The sequence below is a fragment of the Plectonema radiosum NIES-515 genome (genome assembly GCF_025753815.1).
Taxonomy (GTDB): Bacteria; Cyanobacteriota; Cyanobacteriia; order Cyanobacteriales; family Nostocaceae; genus Hassallia; species Hassallia radiosum_A.
Genome location: NZ_JAOWRF010000112.1, coordinates 1 through 18,607, shown reverse-complemented (window position 1 = coordinate 18,607; position 18,607 = coordinate 1). Strand labels below are relative to the sequence as shown.

At 41.2% G+C, this 18,607-nt stretch carries 12 protein-coding genes; 6 read left to right on the top strand and 6 right to left on the bottom strand.

All coding sequences use genetic code 11. The features are described from left to right. Positions 1-1,217: FecR family protein (locus OGM63_RS07675; protein ID WP_263744920.1), on the bottom strand; the 1,217-nt coding region annotated here is incomplete at its 3' end. A 349-nt stretch (positions 1,218-1,566) separates the two neighbouring features. Between OGM63_RS07675 and OGM63_RS07670 the strand changes: the two genes are divergently transcribed. After that, entirely contained in the window at positions 1,567-3,141 is a 1,575-nt protein-coding gene (locus OGM63_RS07670; RefSeq protein ID WP_263744919.1) for a hypothetical protein, read from the top strand. A gap of 203 nt (positions 3,142-3,344) precedes the next feature. Here OGM63_RS07670 and OGM63_RS07665 read toward each other — a convergent pair whose 3' ends face one another. Next, positions 3,345-4,160, bottom strand: a complete 816-nt coding sequence (locus OGM63_RS07665) for a sulfurtransferase (RefSeq protein WP_263744918.1) — start codon at positions 4,158-4,160, stop codon at positions 3,345-3,347. A gap of 947 nt (positions 4,161-5,107) precedes the next feature. Here OGM63_RS07665 and OGM63_RS07660 point away from each other — a divergent pair. The 5 genes from OGM63_RS07660 to OGM63_RS07640 all read left to right on the top strand — a co-directional run bounded on the left by OGM63_RS07660 (position 5,108) and on the right by OGM63_RS07640 (position 11,151). Next, positions 5,108-6,334 (top strand): response regulator, encoded by a 1,227-nt coding sequence (locus OGM63_RS07660; protein WP_263744917.1) that lies wholly within the window; start codon positions 5,108-5,110, stop codon positions 6,332-6,334. 85 nt (positions 6,335-6,419) lie between these two features. After that, positions 6,420-7,805 carry a bifunctional UDP-N-acetylglucosamine diphosphorylase/glucosamine-1-phosphate N-acetyltransferase GlmU gene (gene glmU / locus OGM63_RS07655; RefSeq protein WP_263744916.1) on the top strand — a complete coding sequence of 462 codons (1,386 nt, stop codon included), beginning with the start codon at positions 6,420-6,422 and terminating at the stop codon, positions 7,803-7,805. A gap of 49 nt (positions 7,806-7,854) precedes the next feature. Next, positions 7,855-8,457 (top strand): IS607 family transposase, encoded by a 603-nt coding sequence (locus OGM63_RS07650; protein ID WP_263744915.1) that lies wholly within the window; start codon positions 7,855-7,857, stop codon positions 8,455-8,457. Next, on the top strand, positions 8,438-9,583 hold the full coding sequence (locus OGM63_RS07645) for an RNA-guided endonuclease InsQ/TnpB family protein (RefSeq protein ID WP_263744914.1): 1,146 nt from the start codon (positions 8,438-8,440) through the stop codon (positions 9,581-9,583). The genes OGM63_RS07650 and OGM63_RS07645 overlap by 20 nt, the downstream gene beginning before the upstream one ends. 560 nt (positions 9,584-10,143) lie before the next feature. Beyond that, positions 10,144-11,151, top strand: a complete 1,008-nt coding sequence (locus tag OGM63_RS07640; RefSeq protein WP_263744913.1) for a methyltransferase — start codon at positions 10,144-10,146, stop codon at positions 11,149-11,151. 91 nt (positions 11,152-11,242) lie between these two features. On the opposite strand, the gene OGM63_RS07635 is transcribed toward OGM63_RS07640, so the two are convergent. From OGM63_RS07635 to OGM63_RS07620, 4 genes are all read right to left on the bottom strand, one after another. Next, positions 11,243-14,674: a non-ribosomal peptide synthetase gene (locus OGM63_RS07635; protein ID WP_263744912.1), complete on the bottom strand. Its 3,432-nt coding sequence runs from the start codon at positions 14,672-14,674 to the stop codon at positions 11,243-11,245. Positions 14,675-14,820: 146 nt separating this feature from the next. Beyond that, positions 14,821-15,942 carry a TauD/TfdA family dioxygenase gene (locus tag OGM63_RS07630; RefSeq protein WP_263744911.1) on the bottom strand — a complete coding sequence of 374 codons (1,122 nt, stop codon included), beginning with the start codon at positions 15,940-15,942 and terminating at the stop codon, positions 14,821-14,823. A 318-nt stretch (positions 15,943-16,260) separates the two neighbouring features. Then, positions 16,261-17,229: a DMT family transporter gene (locus OGM63_RS07625; RefSeq protein ID WP_263744910.1), complete on the bottom strand. Its 969-nt coding sequence runs from the start codon at positions 17,227-17,229 to the stop codon at positions 16,261-16,263. 178 nt (positions 17,230-17,407) lie between these two features. Further along, positions 17,408-18,607 (bottom strand): ATP-grasp domain-containing protein (locus tag OGM63_RS07620; RefSeq protein ID WP_263744909.1); only part of this gene is annotated, 1,200 nt, incomplete at its 5' end.

Genomic DNA, 18,607 nt, shown 5'->3' with positions numbered 1-18,607 from the left:
GGTGTGGTAGGATCCTGTGTTTTCGGTGGTGTTGGAGGGAGATGGCTTTGCGGTGGAGTTGGAGGAGCCTTGGTCTTGGGTGGTGTTAGAGGAGACTCGCTCTTCGGTGGAGTTGGAGGAGACTCGCTCTTCGGTGGAGTTGGAGGAGACTCGCTCTTCGGTGGAGTTGGAGGAGACTCGATCTTCGGTGGAGTTGAAGGAGACTCGATCTTCGTCGGTGGAGTTGAAGGAGACTCGATCTTCGGTGGAGTTGAAGGAGACTCGATCTTCGGTGGAGTTGAAGGAGACTCGATCTTCGGTGGAGTTGTAACTGGTGTAGTTGTAACCGATGTAGATTCGCTTAAATTATCTTTTTTCTTACCGTTATTTGACAGGATCTCTCCTATTTCCGAAAAGGGTTCTACAGGGGAATTCTTATTAATAATGTTGTTATCGGCAGCACTTGGCGAAGTAGACGAACTCTCTGTAAGCTTTAGAAAAGATGGGTTTTTAATCACTCCCGCACCGATGATTGGCTTCTGTGCTGCAAGAGCTGCGGTGGTTTCTTCTTGAACTTGAGCGATCGCCGGATCGGCACTTGGGACACCTTTTTTTCTAGCCAAATCAAGTCCCCGAACTAAATCGCTCCTCTCATAAAAATTTCTCAGATCGAACTCGTATAATCCCTTAATTCTGTCTTTAACTATAACCAACATCTGTCCGGCTTGTAGTACCCGACTTTGGGAAGCATCTTTATTAGAAACTTCAATACCGCTAGTGGTCAGTGCGCCCACTATTGTAGTATCTGTTTGTTCGTCATAGCGCACGAATAATGCGGAACCGCGAATTGCTGCTGCTGCATTTGGGGTTTGTATACGTGTTTGCCCTTGCTTGGGTGGGATCACTAGCAATACAGTCCCGTTGGATAATTTAAAGTTTCGCGTCTTTGGCAAAAATTGAAATACTGCTTGTTCTCCAACTCGTGCTAAAGAGCGATCGTTGAAGCGCAACTCTGCTAAAGAAGCTCTACCTGTAGACACTCCATCCCCAGGAAACATTGCATCCGATGAACGTGCCGGACGCTGCTGTCTATTTTTTGGCTTCAGTTGTACTAAGTTGCGGATTTTTTCAATATCCGCACGAGTTAGAGGTGTTGTCGCACTTGCCTCTTTAGGCAAACAGACCACCGTAATTCCCCACAGACCAATGACTAAAAGTGGTAATAATTTACGCAACATAGTTTGGAATCTCTAAATATTTAACTGATACCAAGCCAGTTCAACACAAATTCTGATGTTAAAGGTTTAAGCCCGCTAATTGTTATAACCAGTTGGTTTACGTATATTTCCCTAAACTTTACTTAAAATTTTCCAGGTAAAACACGCAAATGTACTATACTACATACTTCGTTTAACTTATTCCGATAAGTCATAAATTATCTGAATGAGAAAGCGTAGAAGGTATGATTTTTTCTTATGACTTAGGAAAAAGTCTTGTACCCTGATGAAACCAGTTCAAAAATTTAACATTTTTAGCTGGAACTTCTTAGTAACCTTGTGAGTCTAAATTTGGCAAACGTGATTAAAGATGCAACCCAAGTTCCGGAAAAATCTATTATTTTCGACTCTCTTAGCGTGTAGTGGTGCAAACTTGTGTTGCATTATCCAAGTAGATGCGGCGCTAACTGCAAATTCAGATACACAAGAGCGTAACAAGCAGACATTGTCGATCATATCATCTATCGGTGTCAAAGAAGAAACACATCAGCTATATCATAAAAATACTAATTTGAAAGCGATCGCTCCTGAGAAAGAAACTATCAAGTACTTTCAACTCAGTACAACGTCTGAAACCCCTAACTTTAATCATCGGCTTGAACTGGGCAACGCCAGTCGCTATAACTCCTGTTTGTATGGCGTTGGCTCCTTAATTTTTAGCACTTTCAATTTTTGTGATTCGCTTTTATACTCACAGCAACCCCCAACTGAAACACCACCATCTGAGACACCACCACCACCCCCACCAAATCCAGCACCACCAAATCCACCCCCACCACCCCCACCAAATCCGGCACCACCAAATCCGGCACCACCAAATCCACCACCCCCACCCCCACCAAATCCGGTGCCAAGGGAAGAGCCAAGAAACATTCTGACCACTCCTCAACAGCGCAATCAACCACCACAGTTAGAAGGACAGCCAAACGATTTTCCCCAAACTTCCCCAACACCATTAGATCAATTGTTGGAGAAACCGCCTTTAAGTAACTCCGAAAGACTAGACATCCTCATGCGTCGGCTACAAGAGGGCAAAATGACATTACCTGAGTCAGATAGCTCTTTGGAAATTGAGATCATCGCGAAGCCTATAGATCTGCCACCACCAATAGAACAACTACCACCACCACCGATCGCAAAACCCGTAACTAAGTTTAAGCCCATAGGCTCCCTGCGAGGTTATCTGGGATTTTTTGGAACAAATAATATTTTTTCGTCAGAAGTTGATCGCATGCAGGATGGCTTGGTTTTTACTGGACTGACGCTAGCTTCTGCACCTTTAGCCTTAGGATCTAAGACTTTTTTAAGTGCGGGAATTGATGGCAATTTGATTTTTTACATAGATCAATCACAATTTAATTACAACCAGGTAAGATTCTACGTAAGTATTTATCAACAGCTATCACGGCGGATGTATGGTGAACTCGGTTGGAGCAATCAGCAGTTGTTTTATGCTAAAGATGGGGACTTCTTTTCGGCAGGCGATCGCTTTTTAAATGAAAATTCTGTACATTTGTCTGTAGGACGCCGAGATCCCCTAACTCAAAAGTTGGTGCTAGACAGTTTCTATGAATTGCGTCTGAATTTTGCCGATCCAGACAGTCGTAACCGGATAAACAATTCTTTGTTACTTTCTTTGAGCTACTACTGGTTAAAATCGCTGCAAGTTGGTCTTGACTATCAGTTTAATTTGTCAGACTTTACGCTGCGCCAACGAGAAGACCAATATCATCGTTTATACACTCACCTAACTTATGGAATATCTGATTCCACTAATGTCAGCTTGCAAGGTGGTGTAAGCTTAGGTGGTTCTACCGACCAAAATATCAATTTTGATGGCTGGTTCTTTAGTCTCAATTACAATTTTGAATTAGGTAAGTTTTGAAAAAAGTTGTTAGTTGTTAGTTGTTAGTTGTTGGTTGTTATTCAACTAAGTAAGCGGGCTAAATTAAACCTAAAATACTCTTTGCTCTTCGTAGTGAGCGGTTTACCGCTCGTCGCTCTTGGATTTTAACGGCTTAAGCCGTTACTACGTTAAGGAGCGTTTATTTATGCCCATCGACTTATCTACTAACTACTAACAACTAACTAATAACTAATCCAATCACTCCAACTGCCGGCATATAATTTAGCGTTTTGAATGCCGGCTAGTTCTAAAGATAATAAATTGACGCAAGCGGTAACGCCAGAACCGCAATAAACTATAATTTCCTCTGCTTTTTCCAGCCTGGATGCGCGATCGCTTTGCTGTTGTGGTGAAAGTAGGTAGCCCGAAGAATCTGTAACTTCTAGCCAAGGATAGTTGACAGCACCGCTGATATGTCCAGCAATTTTATCAATTGGTTCTCGTTCACCAGAAAAGCGATCGCTTTCCCGTGAATCCACTAACACTACTCCTGGCAAATGTGAACGAGTTTTAACTTCTTCCCTATCTACCACCATTTGTGTTTGTATCTGTGGGACGAATGTTGCTATCCGAGGTTCAGGAATCACATCTGTGACCGGATACCCGGCTTTTTGCCAACCAGCAAAACCTCCTGTAAGCACAGCTACTTGCTCATGTCCTAAATAACGCAAAAGCCACCACAAACGAGCTGCAAAAGCAAGTCGAGAATCATCGTAAGCTACAACTAAAGTGTTCGGCTTTACCCCCATTGCTGATAACTTCTGCGCTAAATCAATGGGGTTGGGTAAAGGATGTCTTCCTCCATGTTCTCCCACAGAACTAGAAAGATCCTGGTTTAAGTCTAAATAGTCAGCTCCACTTATGTGACTTGCTTGATATTGCTGTTGTCCTAAAATTGGCTCGGCAAGTGAAAATCGACAATCCACAATCACAACTTGCGGATCGTCAAGGTGTGCAAACAACCATTCGGCAGAAACAAAAAATTGAGTGTTAGTCATAAAGTTTAAAATTGTTAATTGGTAATGACACAGGGGGACAGGAGGACGACTTGGAAAAATTTCTCCCTTGTCTTTTTACCACGATCCCCAATTAAGCGATCGCTCTGATGTTATCATTAGGCGACGAGAAAAAGAGCAGCAGCAAACCTGTACGCACAGAACCTACTTCTCGTTTCTTGAAAACCCGGGCTGCGCTTAAGTCAATCCCAAAATCTATCTTTTTTTCACAAATTTATAATTTATTTGAAAACTGTAGGTTTCACAAACACTCTTTCACTCATTAGGAATGCCCCTTCAAGGGTTCGGGGAGACGCTTCTCTACGAGACGCTCCCCAAAAGCGAACATCTGAAAATGTCGCTCTTGTGTTGAGGAACGAGTTCACAAGGCTGTCCAATGAGTGTCTAGGTTCAGCCCAAATGCCAATTATTTGTGTGATATTAATCACTAAGTGTCTGGGGTAGTTATCACAGCGAAACTTTGCCAATCATAGTTAAATAAGAGCTATTTATGTGATATAAATCACTAATGAGACAACTAAATTATGACTGCAACATTCTGCCAATCATAGTTAGATGTTTTCCATTCATCAAGCGAAAAATGCGCGTGTGATAGTGCGGAAAATAAAAACTTTAAACTAAAAATCCCTTACTTTGATCTAACTTTAGCGAGGACAAAATTTTCTGGGGCTGCCATGTTAATAAATATCCGTAAAAAACCTGATTTAACATTTGCCAAAATTGCTCATACTGGAATTGCACCAGTGGAAAATTTCGTAGCTATATTTATTTTATATTGTTTCAACAAAACATAAAAACACATGCTATGCATTAAAATAAATATTTTAAAAATAGAATTCATAAAGCTTGTGAAAATGCGAACTTGAGTATAGTTAAATAATAAAAATTTTAAATAAAAACACAGTTAACTTTTTTATTGGAGTACCTTTGTGACTCAATGGAAATCCAAGTATATAGGCTCTACCGAAGAAATTGTTAGTAGGTTAAACCCCTCAAGCAATCTCAATGGTATCAGTTCAAATCAGACCTTAGCATTGAACAAAGCTGAGGGTAATTCCTTGAGCTTATCTGAACAAAACGTGATGGCTAAAGAAACTGAAGTCTTGACTTCTTGGATGAATGCTGATGTTAATAGAAGTGATAATTCATTGATATCGACAAGGCTACAAGCTAAAGGGTCAACAGTGAAGGGCTTTGATTGTGATGCGCCGAAAGTTTTAGTAGTAGACGATCATGCCGCCGGTCGGATGACAGCTGTTGCCCTTTTAGCGATGGAAGGTTACGAAGTGATTGAAGCAGACAATGGTTATACTGCCATAGAACTTGTAACACAAAAACAACCGGATCTAATTTTGTTAGATGTAATGATGCCGGGAATCGATGGATTTCAAGTATGCCAGTTGCTGAAGCAGGATGAACATACCAGGTTAATTCCGGTGATTTTCATCACAGCTTTGAATGATAAGCGATCGCGCATCCAAGGAATCGAAGTTGGGGGGGATGATTTTTTAAGCAAACCTTTTGACCGTTTAGAATTGGCAGCACGGGTTAAATCTTTAGTCAGGCAAAAGCGTTTAAACGAAGATTTAGACCATGCCGAAAAAGTACTATTTTCCATTGCTAAAGCGATTGAAAGTCGCGATCCCAACACCGGCAACCACTGCGAACGACTGATAACATTGGGAGAAGCTTTTGCAGAATTCCTCAATCTCTCACGCAACCAAATTCGAGATTTGGTGTGGGGAGGTTATCTCCACGATATTGGTAAGGTGGGTATTCCTGACGCGGTGCTACTAAAGTGTGGCAAACTCACCCCCGAAGAGTGGAATATTATGAAAAAACACGTTTTAATTGGCGAAAAAATCTGCCAGCCATTACGGAGTATGCGCGGTGTAATTCCGATAATTCGCCACCACCACGAACGCTGGGATGGCTCAGGTTATCCCGATGGACTAAAACAAGATGAAATTCCTTATCTGGCACAAGTTTTTCAAATGATTGATATTTACGATGCCCTAACTAGCGAACGACCTTACAAAAGAGCTTTCACCAAAGAAGAAGCTCTCAGCGTCATGGCGCAAGAAACAGCTAAGGGTTGGCGCAACCCCAAACTAATGCTAAAGTTTACAGAATTTATTTTCTCAAGCAAGCAATAAAATTTTACCGAAAATTTGGGTAAAAGCCCCGTCCTGGAAGGACGGCTTTATATTCTATTATATCGTAATTCACTGATAGCTAATTATGGTAGTTGTAGCAATTTTAGCGGCAGGACGGGGCACAAGGATGAAATCACACTTACCCAAGGTTTTACATTCTTTGGGTGGGCGATCGCTAGTAGAGAGAGTTCTCGAAAGTGTACAACCGATGAAGCCCTCACGGCAAATGCTGATTGTCGGATATCAGGCTCTTGAAGTAAAAACAGCCATGCAATCAAACCCAAATTTGGAGTTTGTCGAACAAGCTGTACAATTGGGAACAGGTCATGCCATCCAGCAATTACTCCCCCACCTCGAAGGCTATACTGGGAATTTACTGGTGTTAAACGGTGATGTGCCGTTATTACGCACCGAAACAATCAGACAATTGTTGCAAACTCATCAAGAAAATCACAACGCTGCTACCATCCTGACCGCACATCTGAGGGATGCTAAAGGCTACGGACGTGTTTTTTGCAACAGCGATCGGATTGTCGAACAAATCGTTGAAGACAAAGATTGCACTACTGCCCAAAAAGAAAATCGCCGCATCAATGCGGGAATTTACTGCTTTAATTGGCAAGAGTTAGCGCAAGTGTTACCACATTTGAAGAGCAATAATGCCCAAAAAGAATACTACCTCACCGATGCGGTAACTCAAGTTGGCAAAGTGATGGCAGTTGATGTCTCAGATTCTCAGGAAATTCTCGGTATTAACGATCGCCTACAATTAGCAACAGCATCTGAGATTTTGCAAACGCGAGTTAAAGAAAAATGGATGGCGGCAGGTGTCACTCTCATCGACCCCACCAGCATTACAATTGATGACACGGTAGAATTAGAGCCAGATGTAATTATTGAACCGCAGACTCACTTGCGAGGCAATACAGTCATTCAAACCGGATGTCGCATCGGACCTGGGAGTTTAATTGAGAATAGCCACTTAAGTGAAAATGTCACGGTGATGTATTCTGTGGTGACAGATAGCACCGTAGAGGAAAACGCCCGAATTGGTCCTTATGCCCATTTACGCGGACATGCACAAGTGGGGGCAAATTGCCGCATCGGTAATTTTGTGGAATTGAAAAATACGAAATTAGGCGATCGCACCAATGTCGCACATTTGTCTTATTTGGGCGATACAACTGCGGGAAATCAGGTGAATATCGGTGCTGGGACGATTACCGCCAACTATGATGGAGTCAAAAAACATCCGACCATTATAGGCGATCGGACTAAAACAGGTGCCAGTAGCGTTTTAGTTGCCCCTTTGACACTAGGAAATGATGTCACAATCGCTGCCGGTTCAACTATCACAGAAGATGTCCCTGATGATTGTCTGGTAATAGCCCGTGGGCGTCAAGTAGTCAAACCAGGTTGGCGCTTGAAGAGTCCTGATGGGGACGTGGGGTGTGATACTGAATCAAAATAATTAGACAATCTTTCTTATTCTTAGACATTTAATGAGCTATAATCAGCATATGTCTAAGTTAACCGTGTCTGAAGCCGCAAAAATAAAAGGAGTGTCTACTAAGACCCTCTATAGATGGGAAGCAGAAGGAAAGCTGCATCCTGAAAGAACAGAAGGTGGACACAGGCGATATGATTTGTCTGAATTGCTAGGAATTAAAGGTGAGTTATCTTACACCATTGGTTACTGTCGCGTATCCAGCCACGATCAAAAAGAAGATTTAAAGCGTCAACGTGAGGTGTTGGAACTATTTTGTGCAACAAGTGGTTGGCAGTTTGAGATTATTGAAGACTTAGGTTCAGGAATGAATTACAGCAAGCGCGGTTTAAAGAGGTTACTAAGGCTAATTACTGAAAGCAAAGTAGAAAGACTGGTATTAACCCATAAAGATCGCCTGCTCCGATTCGGCGCTGAACTAATATTTTCTTTATGCGAAATATTTGGAACGGAGGTGGTAATTATTAATAGAACAGAGGACAGTAGCTTTGAAGAAGATTTAGCTACTGACGTGTTGGAAATAATTACAGTGTTTTCAGCACGACTATATGGCAGTAGAAGTCATAAAAATAAAAAGATTGTGGAAGAACTCAAAGATGTTGCTCAAAGGATTTAAAACTAAACTTAATCCTAATAACAAACAGCGCTCCTTATTAGCTCAACATGCGGGTTGTGCTAGATGGGCATATAATTGGGGATTGCAAGAATGTTTTCAAGGTATTGAAGCTAGAAATAAGGCTAAGGAAAAAGGAGAACCATTACCAAAATTTCCGTCAGCTATTGACCTTCATAAGAAGTTGAATGCCGAAGTGAAGCCAGAACAGAAATGGTTTTACAATTCCTCCAAGTGCGCTCCGCAACAAGCGCTTAGAGATTTAGAAAATGCTTGGAAGCGCTACTTAAAAATTAAAGGTAGTGGTACGCCTAAACGAAAGAAGAAATTTATTGATGACCATTTTTATCTGGATGGAGCTATTGCCATTAGAAATGGTTTTATCCAATTACCTCGTATTGGTTTAATCCGTTTACACGAAACTGTTCCTAATCAAAAAATTAAATCCGCAAATGTTAGTCGCAAAGCAGGAGAATGGTATGTTGCTTTTAAGGTTGAGGTAGAGCAAGTAATTACCGACAAAAAATTTGGGCGGGTTGGCGTGGACTTAGGCATCAAAACACTAGCAACATTGAGCGATGGCACTGTATATCCAGCACTTAAGCCCTACCACACAAACAAAAGAAAGTTAAAAGTATTGCAACGCAAAATGTCTAGACAAACACTTGGAGGGAAGAATCGAGAGAAAACTAAACAAAAAATAGCCAAGCTTCATGCTCGCGTTGCCGATATTCGCAACAATGCCACACACAAACTGACATCACATCTTGCTAAAAACCACAGTGAGATTGTAATTGAAAATTTGAATGTGGCAGGCTTGTTAAAAAATCATAAATTAGCAAGTGCTATTGCCGATTCTGGCTTTTACGAGTTTAGAAGACAGCTAGAATACAAAGCTGAGTGGTATGGCAGTAAAGTTATCGTTATCGATAGGTTCTATCCATCCAGTCAGCTTTGTAGTAATTGCGGTCATCGTCAAGCGATGCCATTGCACTTAAGGACTTATGACTGTCCTAATTGTGGCATTTGTATTGACCGTGACTTGAACGCTTCGATAAACATTAAAAATTATTCGGAAACTGCGGCAAGCTCTGCCGTGGAAGCCTGTGGACGGGATCTGCCGCTCTAGACCGGTTGAAGCAGGAAATAAACCTCATTTTGGCGCTTTGTCCAAGATTGTATAAGTTTTATAGAGCGGTGAAACACTAACCGTCGTAGAGACGTTCCTGAGGAACGTCTCTACAATATGTGTCAGCATATCAATCTCACTGGCGATTATGTGTGGAATTTTTGTTGCCGGCGACCAGTTTTGACAAGTTGCATTCTTTCCAGGTCAAGGAAAATAAGTATCGCTGAAACCCTTTTCAATCAGGTTTTTCAGCCAATCACTTACAATTAATTTTCCCGTTTTAGCACGGTGATGCCCACATAAGCCGTATACTAAATTAAGAATGCATATTTGATTTTCTGAAAGTCTCTAACATATAACGGTTCTTATGCAAATAAAGTACAACTTTGTCTGCATTTGTCTGCATTCATCGGGGCTCCTGAATGATATATTCACCCACTTGAAGACTGCTGAATTTAGAGCTTTGTAATTCGGGACTAGATAGAAAGTAGCATAAAGTTTTTCAAACGGAGAAATAGAATTTGTTAGGAACAACTTCGGCATCCAAGAAGCTTGCTCAGATGATCTATGGCTACTGGCAAAGTCAGTGCCTTTATATAGCAACAAACCTAGGGATACCTAACCTCTTACAGTCAGAACCAATGACTGTAGAAGCGATCGCAAAAGCAACCTCTACACAAGTAGAAACATTATATGTTGTTTTGCGTGCTTTAGCTCATTTAGGTGTGTTTGCAGAAAAGCCCGGACGTGTATTTGCAGCAACAGAACTTTCAGAACAACTGATTACAAATGCAGAGCCTTCTCTAGGACATTTTCTGCTGCATATTACAGAACCCTCTATGTGGGATGCTTGGAGGGAACTAGGGAATTCGTTGAAAACAGGGGAAGTAGCTTTTGAAAGGGCACATGGCAAGAAATTCTACGACTTCTTCATGACGGAAAACCCCGATAGTAGAAATCTGTTCAACAATGCCATGAGCTTTTTAACGAATCAGGCTGTTGATTCACTGTTTGAAGTCTATGACTTTAGTCAGTTTAATACAGTTATGGACGTTGGAGGCAATCAAGGCGCACTGATTGCCCATATTGTCAACAAATTCGGCTGTAAAGGCATATTGTTTGACCTACCACATGAGGTTGAGACAGCTCCTGCTTTTTTAGCAACCCAGGGACTTGATGAAGATGCAGTGCAAGTCATTGGTGGTAATGCTTTGGAAGAGATACCAAAGGGTGCAGATGCGATCGTTATAAAGTATTTCCTCTCCGTATTCAGTGTTGAAGACGCCATCAAGGTACTAACTCGATGCCGAGAGTCTCTCCCGAAACAAGGTAAGGTAGTACTTCTACAAACACTCGTTCCACCTCGTGGTGCCCCAGTAGAATATCCAGATGGGACGATACCAGCTCTTGCTGCTGTTCAGATGATGGTAACCAATCCAGGGGGTTACTGGCGCACGGAACAAGAATATAAGAGTCTGTTTGAAGCTAGTGGCTTTCAACTAGAAAATGTCATTTACACAGGAAGTAGCCTGACGGTGATGGAATTTCAAAAGTCTTCCAGCGACTGATAATTGATATCATGTCCGTTTAATTAACAGTAATAAAAACCTACCTACCGTCGTAGAGACGTTCGGTCCGGAACGTCTCTACATTTATGTACTAGAATCCCTCCAGACATGATTTCAAGCATTCTGCTAAAACTTGTAAATGAGGTTCCAAAATTAATGTGTAGTGATTACCAGAAACATCAACAATTTTTATATTTTTCGCATCCATTATAGAGAATAATTCCACCCACACGAGGGTTGGATCGGGAGCCATAAGATGCTTTTCTCTGGCTCTGAACACGGTGACTTTTCCTGGATATGGCTGTTTTTCATAAGAATAAGTTGCCTTTAACGTTCCAACTAACACATCAACAATGCGTCGGTTTTGATTTGATGGGGGTAATATTTTGACTTTTATTGCCTTGTCAAGAATGTAGTTAATTTGTTCGTCAACACTCAAGTGCTTGATTTCATCAGTCATTACCAGATTATCCTGACCTAACATTCCCCCCAAATACCTGGAAAGAGCACCAACCAAATAAGGAGCGTCAATTTTCTTGTTTTTATCTAATAGAATTGGAACGTAGGAATCCAGTATTGCTAACAACGAGACTTCATGTCCCTGTTCGTGCAGTTGTTGTGCCATTTCATACGCCACAACTCCCCCAAATGACCAGCCACCAATAGAGTACGGCCCTTGAGGCTGAAACTTCTGAATTGCTTGGATATAAAGGCTTGCCATATCCTCGACTCGCGTTAAGGGTTCTTCTCCTCCATGAAAACCTTGCGCTTGCAAGCCATAAAACGGTTGGTCAGTACTTAGATATTGCGCTAGTTTGAAGTAGGACATAACATGCCCTCCCGCAGGATGTACGCAGAAAAATGGTTGCTTGTTACCTTTTGGCTGGATGGGAATCAGAGGGGAGCGATCAAAAGTATCTGAACTGGTATCAAGAAGGTTGGCAAACTTTTCAATGGTGGGATTAGTGAGGACTGTTGATAAAGGTAATTCTTTACCAAACTGCTGCTCAATTGAAGCGATTAAGTGGATTGCTGAAAGAGAATTTCCGCCGATTTCAAAGAAGTTGTCTTTAACACCTACTGGCTGAATGTTTAAAATTTCTGACCAGATTTTTGCTAATCCCCGTTCGGTATCATTGCGCGGTGTGATAAATTCATTGTGTTGGCTGAAGCTAGAAACTGTTGGCTTTGGCAAAGCGCGACGGTTTACTTTGCCACTGGGAGTCAAGGGTAATGCATCTAATATCACAAAAGCTATTGGAACCATGTAATCCGGTAGCTTTTGTCTGAGGAAATCACGCAGGGTTTCCGGGATTGGTTGTTCGTGTTTAGCAGTAAAATAAGCTACGATTTGTTTTTCTTCTGATTGATCAAAACGGGTAATTACAACCGCTTCTCGCACTTGTGGATGAGCAGATAGAGTGTTTTCTATTTCCCCAAGTTCAATCCGAAACCCCCGAATTTTGACTTGATGGTCTATTCGACTAACGTATTCAATGTTGCCATCATGCAGGTAACGAGCTAAATCTCCTGTTTTATAAAGACAGTAACCCACTGAGAAGGGATTAGCTATAAAACGCTCATCAGTTAGTTCAAGACGGTTGAGATAACCGCGTGCAACTCCAACACCACCTATATACAATTCACCAATAACTCCCACTGGAACTGGTTGGAGATAGGAATCTAATATGTAAATTTGTGTGTTAGCAATGGGACGACCGATGGGAGCTAAAGCATGAGATAGTTGGGCAGCTTCTACTTTAGAGATAGTTGACCAAATGGTAGTTTCAGTCGGTCCGTAAAGATTCCATACAACGGCACTTTTTTCTAATAAATGCTGTGCTAAATCGCTGGTTAATCCTTCCCCACCGCAGAGAATTTTTAATTGCGGAGAACCACTCCATCCCGCTGCAAGCAACATCTGCCAACTAGCTGGAGTGGCTTGCATAATCGTCGCACCAGCAGTATCAATTAGCTCTTTCAGTAGCTTGCCATCACTAGCTACTTCTCGTGTAGCTAATACCACCTGAGCGCCAGTAATTAAGGGCAGATATAGTTCTAGAGCAGCAATATCAAATGATACTGTAGTAACTGCCAAAAGCACATCTGACTCTGTGATACCGGGTTCAGATTGCATGGATTTTAAGAAATTGACCACAGCGCTGTGAGGAATTTCCACTCCTTTCGGCTTACCAGTTGAGCCAGAGGTATAAATAACGTAAGCGAGATTTTTCGCTGTGGCACATGGTACAGGATTGTATGCACTATGGCTAGCAATATTTTCCTGGTTTGTACGTAAACAGACTACCTTCCTATGTTCATCATCAGCAAATAACTTTTGATTATCAGTCAACAACACTGGCACTTGAGAATCAAATAAGATTAATTCCAAGCGTTCTTGTGGTAATCGCGGATCTAGGGGTAGATAAGCTGCACCAGCTTTCAGAATACCCAAAAGTCCTACTAGCATCTCTAAAGAACGCTCAATGCAAATACCCACTAATACCTCTGGTTTAACTCCCAGTGTTTGTAAGTAGTGGGCTAGTTGATTTGCGCGCTGATTTAGTTCACGATAGGTAAGCTGTTCACCTGCAAAAGAGACTGCGATCGCATTACTGTTTCGCTCTACCTGTGCTTCAATTAATTGGTGGAGACATAGAGTCAGGTCATAATCGGTCTGAGTAGCATTCCAGTCAACCAATATTTTCTCTCGTTCGCTTTCACTCACCAATGGTAATTGAGCTACTGGCTGTTCTGGATTTGATACAATACTTTCTAGTAAATTCTGAAAATGTCTGCTTATCTGAGCAACTGTCGTTTCATCTAACAGATTTCTGTTGTAATAAAAACAACTCTGCAATGATTCAGAAAGCTGGATGACTTCCAAGCTTAAATCAAATTCTAGTTCGATTTGATCGCAGTTTTTGGGTTGTCTTTTGACTACTGACTCGAAGAAATTCGATATATTTTCCTGTTGATTTACATTCTGGAAACTGAATGAAGCTTGACAAATAGGTGAATCGCTTGAATTAAACTTTGACTGTAATTCCTTTACCAATAAAGCAAAGGGGTAGTCTTGATAATGCCTGATTTCTAAAACATTATGACTAACTTGATTCAGAAAGGTTTTAAATGAAATACTTTCGGAAATAAAATTCCGTGATACCACTACGTTAGTAAAGTCACTACCAACTCTTTCCAATTCAGGTCTATCTTGCTGATTTAGTAGCAAAGCAACCAGAATATCTGTTTCATTTGTATAACGGTAAAGTAAAACTTTAAATGCTGCCAAAATCAGGTTCTCAAGGCTGACACTTTCACTCTTTGCCAGGTCTTTGAGTAACCGAGTTAGTTTATTTTTTATTATAAAAGTATAGGAGGAGCAATCATAAGTTTTTATGGAAGAGCGCGGTAAAGTAGTGGGGAAGTTAAGTAAAGGTAATTCTCCTGCTAACTGTTTATTCCAATATTCTTTAAGTTCTGAGGGAGAAAATGATGCTTTCATATTGATTGTTTTATTCATATTTAATTCCCAATGAAATTATTATCCCTATCTTTATATAGCGATTCCCACATTCATGAGGTACAGAATATTGAATTAACCGCTTCGGAAGATAGATAAACGCCGATGGACGCAGATAAATTTGTACCTCAGCAGACTAAAAAACGCTATATATTTAAACCACTTGTTAATAAAGCTGGTTTAATATCGCGAATATTACACATATTTCCAAAAGCAGTGAGTATTTTTCGTGGAGGTTTAGTATTAAGTCTACTATGAGCAATCTGTAGATTATCCATAACGAGAATATCACCTTGCTTCCACTGAAAAATGGCTGCATTTTTCCATTCAGCTCTGCCCAATTCTTTCGCTTCTGCTGCCGTCATCGTCGTATATTGATTCTGGTCATTCAAAAAATATGTATTAAGGGTACTGGTTCGTTTTTGCGAACCATCGACAACAGTGGCTGCTGTTGTTAATCCTTGCTGAATTCTTTTGTACAATTTTGCTGGTAGCCAATTGGAATAGAGCCTCTGTCCAAATGAATACCGTTGTCCGAGGTTTCGATACCATTCTCTACTTACTAAACAATCAACAATGCTAAGACAAAAGCAGAGCCTATTCGTTCTGGGGTGACTGAATAAGGGAATATGAGAACACTCAAAATTAATAGAGCCATCCTCTTTCCATGTAAAATCAAATCCTTGTTCCCGAAGAAGTTTGGTAATCTCGTCTCTCGATAGTTCCTCGAAGACAATCTCCAATAGATGGTTGGGAACATATCGGACAAATCGCTGAGGAAAGTTGCTAATTTTGTGCTGTAAGCTGGGAGATAAACTAGAAAATAGCTTTTCCGTATTGATGATGGGAGTTTCACCATATAAATCGGGCTGAATTTGGCAAAAAAAAGCAAGTACGCTGGGTCGTATCGGCACCATATTGAGTTCATTGTGGGGAGCAATAATCTGATGTGGTGGAGCTTCAGAAGAGGTGAAAACTTTATCGGTTATTCGTACACGATGCGCGCTGCCAAAGTGATAAACTGGCTCCAGTTCGATATTCAGTAGCTCTAAAACTTTTTGAAATTGCTCTGCACCCTCAACTTCAAATCCCCGAAACAAAATAGCCCCGTATGTATCTAGCTGTTTATTGAACCAGTCGCAACTTTCGTTGAGTAGTGTTTTGAGAACTGTGAAAGATTTTTCATTGACTGGCTCTATAACTAGAGGTAGTTCTGTTTCAATACTCGAAAAGGTTTTTTCGTCATCCTGTAAAAACCGTAATCTCATGTTATTTGAAATAGAACTTGGAAGATTTGGCATCTTATATTATGTCCAAAAATTAACATTAATAAAAAAATCCGAAATCCTTGCAAAGACGTAGCATTGCTACGTCTCTACATCATATGTAATAAGCAATACTAAATCATTTGTCAACAACCAGATTGTAGAGACTACCAAGTGTTACGTCTGGGAGCGTGAATTAAATTTTCATGAATCATCTAGGACTGCTATAAGCTGCATGACATGATACTCTTCATAAGAGTGATAAATTGCTCAAGTTAACAATTTATCAATAACTTTACAAGTCTCCAATTCCTAATCCCTCTAAACCGATTCAACCTCTGACTTGATAGCAGATTGGCTAGATGAACTTACATATACCCCTAACATAATCACAACAAAACTTATGAAAGTAGCTCCGTTGATCTTTTCCGAAAAGATAACCCAAGCTCCCTGAGCGCTAAGGACGGGAACAAACAAATCGCACAAGGAGACAAATCCTGAAGAGAACCTGTTGAGGCAATAAGCATAAAGTCCCAGTCCTAGTATTTGACATATCAAAGCTAGGGAAATTACGGTCAACCATCCATTCAAAGAACAAGGGAAAATTCTATCTTCGGTGAGTATAACAATGGGCAAAAGTAAAAGCGTACCGATCGCAGAACACCAACTCATGATCACTATCGGACTCAATTGAGTTCGTAGTTCTTCGACGATGAGTGGGTATAAACCAAGAAAACTGGCTGATAGTAATGCCAGTATATCTCCTTGGAATTTGTCACCAGCGGATGAGAAGTCATGGTAGGCTAGGATGCAAGCTCCTAACATCGCGACAAACATACCCATCAGGAATCTCCTGTCAAAGCGCTTCCCCCAGAGCAGCCAACCCCCTAAGACGGTGAACAAGGGAGCCAAATTGTGCATTAGCGTAGAGTTAACGACGCTAGTCTGATTTAGTGACCAAGCCCAGAGAATAAGAGTAGCAAACATTACAAACCCAACTCCTAGCAAGAGCAAGAGTAGCCGGATTGTATAAACTTGCGGTTTTGGTTCGCTATGAGACAGTCGATTTTGCGCTGCTGTGAATCCATTCCACAGCGCAAAGGCAACAGTAGATATCCAAAATCGATTAAAGATGGTAGCATTTGGACCAAGTTCGCCTTCTTCGCTTAAGCGGATCAGAATTGGCGAGAAAGATAGGGCTACTAAGCCGACTACCAATGAAATGAATGCTACCTTAGTTGGTGTTAGAAATAACTGTTCTTGTAGTAATTGAAGTTTAGGTTTAATCATGAATATTTCGCAATAGCGTTACTAGGTCTATTTGTATTTCTGGCTCATTTGCTGCTTTTTGTGCCTAGTAGTACTATCATACTGCTAAAACATTTTTGTTGTTATGACCGAAGGAACACTGAAAAACGACGTATTAATTTATCAATAAAACTGAATAACTATATGTATGCTATTTTACTCAGTCACCCCCTCTTTCTACGAGTTTGCCAATATTAAAATCTATCCTTATCCAGCCTTTTAGTCTTTGCAGATTGTTAAGTAGGAGCAGGGGAATTTGCCAGTGGTGAACGGCTAGAAATGGCAGGGGGTCACTCAGACTAAAAATCGCGTCTTTACCTCTCAAAATATTCTTGACCCATGTTTTCAGTTGACCGAATGACCTAACATTGGTCAGCCGCCAAATCTCGTGGTACAACCAGTAAGTAGGCTTACTATCAGGCAGAGGTTGCAAAGGATAGTCCGGATCTGGTGCATCGCTCAAATACGCATCCGCGAGTTTTGGATGGTTATAGAACATGGTAATAGCTGAGTGTGTGCGTGGGTTGCACTCGATCGCATAAACGGTTCCATCTTCAGCTTCAATAAAATCAAATGAAATTTGTCCAGTCAGCTTGAGTTCTTGAACAAAATGATTCACCCACTGAAAAATCTTTGAATTCTCCACATTTTCATAATTGACTTGGAAAGCGGATGATTCGCAGCAACAGTACACCCTCAAGGAACCATTTCTGACTGTGCTGTGTGTGCAGTACTCTTTTCCAGGAATGAATTCTTGCATCAACCAAGGGTTATCTTTGCTAATTGGCAAACTCCGAACATGAGTTGCCATGTTTTCGCTCTGGTCCATTGGTAGCTTGGTCATGTCCAAGCGGTGAATTGAGTCATAGGCAATACTTTTCAGGATGTACTTGCCCTTGGAGTTGGTAAAGTCGAAATTGATAACTTGCTCAGGGTCTGTAATTAAGAGAGTCGTCGGGACAGATAAACCTAGAGAAAGTGCTTTTTGGCTAAAGGCAAACTTATCATCCAGCATCTTTGTGACTTCAGCATCAAAGTGGAAAACCTCACAACAGGCTGACAATGCTGGCTTTGCTAAGGAGTCGTAATAGCTGGACACAGGACTACATACAGGAATATAAACGTCGATGTTTTCTTGTTTTGCGATCGCTATTATTGCTCTCGTGTAGCCTTCTGGATCTTTTTGCGGTGCAGCAACAGTATAGAAGCGATCGACCGCGTTGGAAAATCGATGACCAGTCAGCCAGTATTTATGAGTTTCCACCAAAACAACCCGATGTCCATCTGCGTGAAGCGATCGCGCAAGTTGCAGCGCTTTCGTCATCTTACCACCGCTGACCATTATATTTTTTCGGTTCGG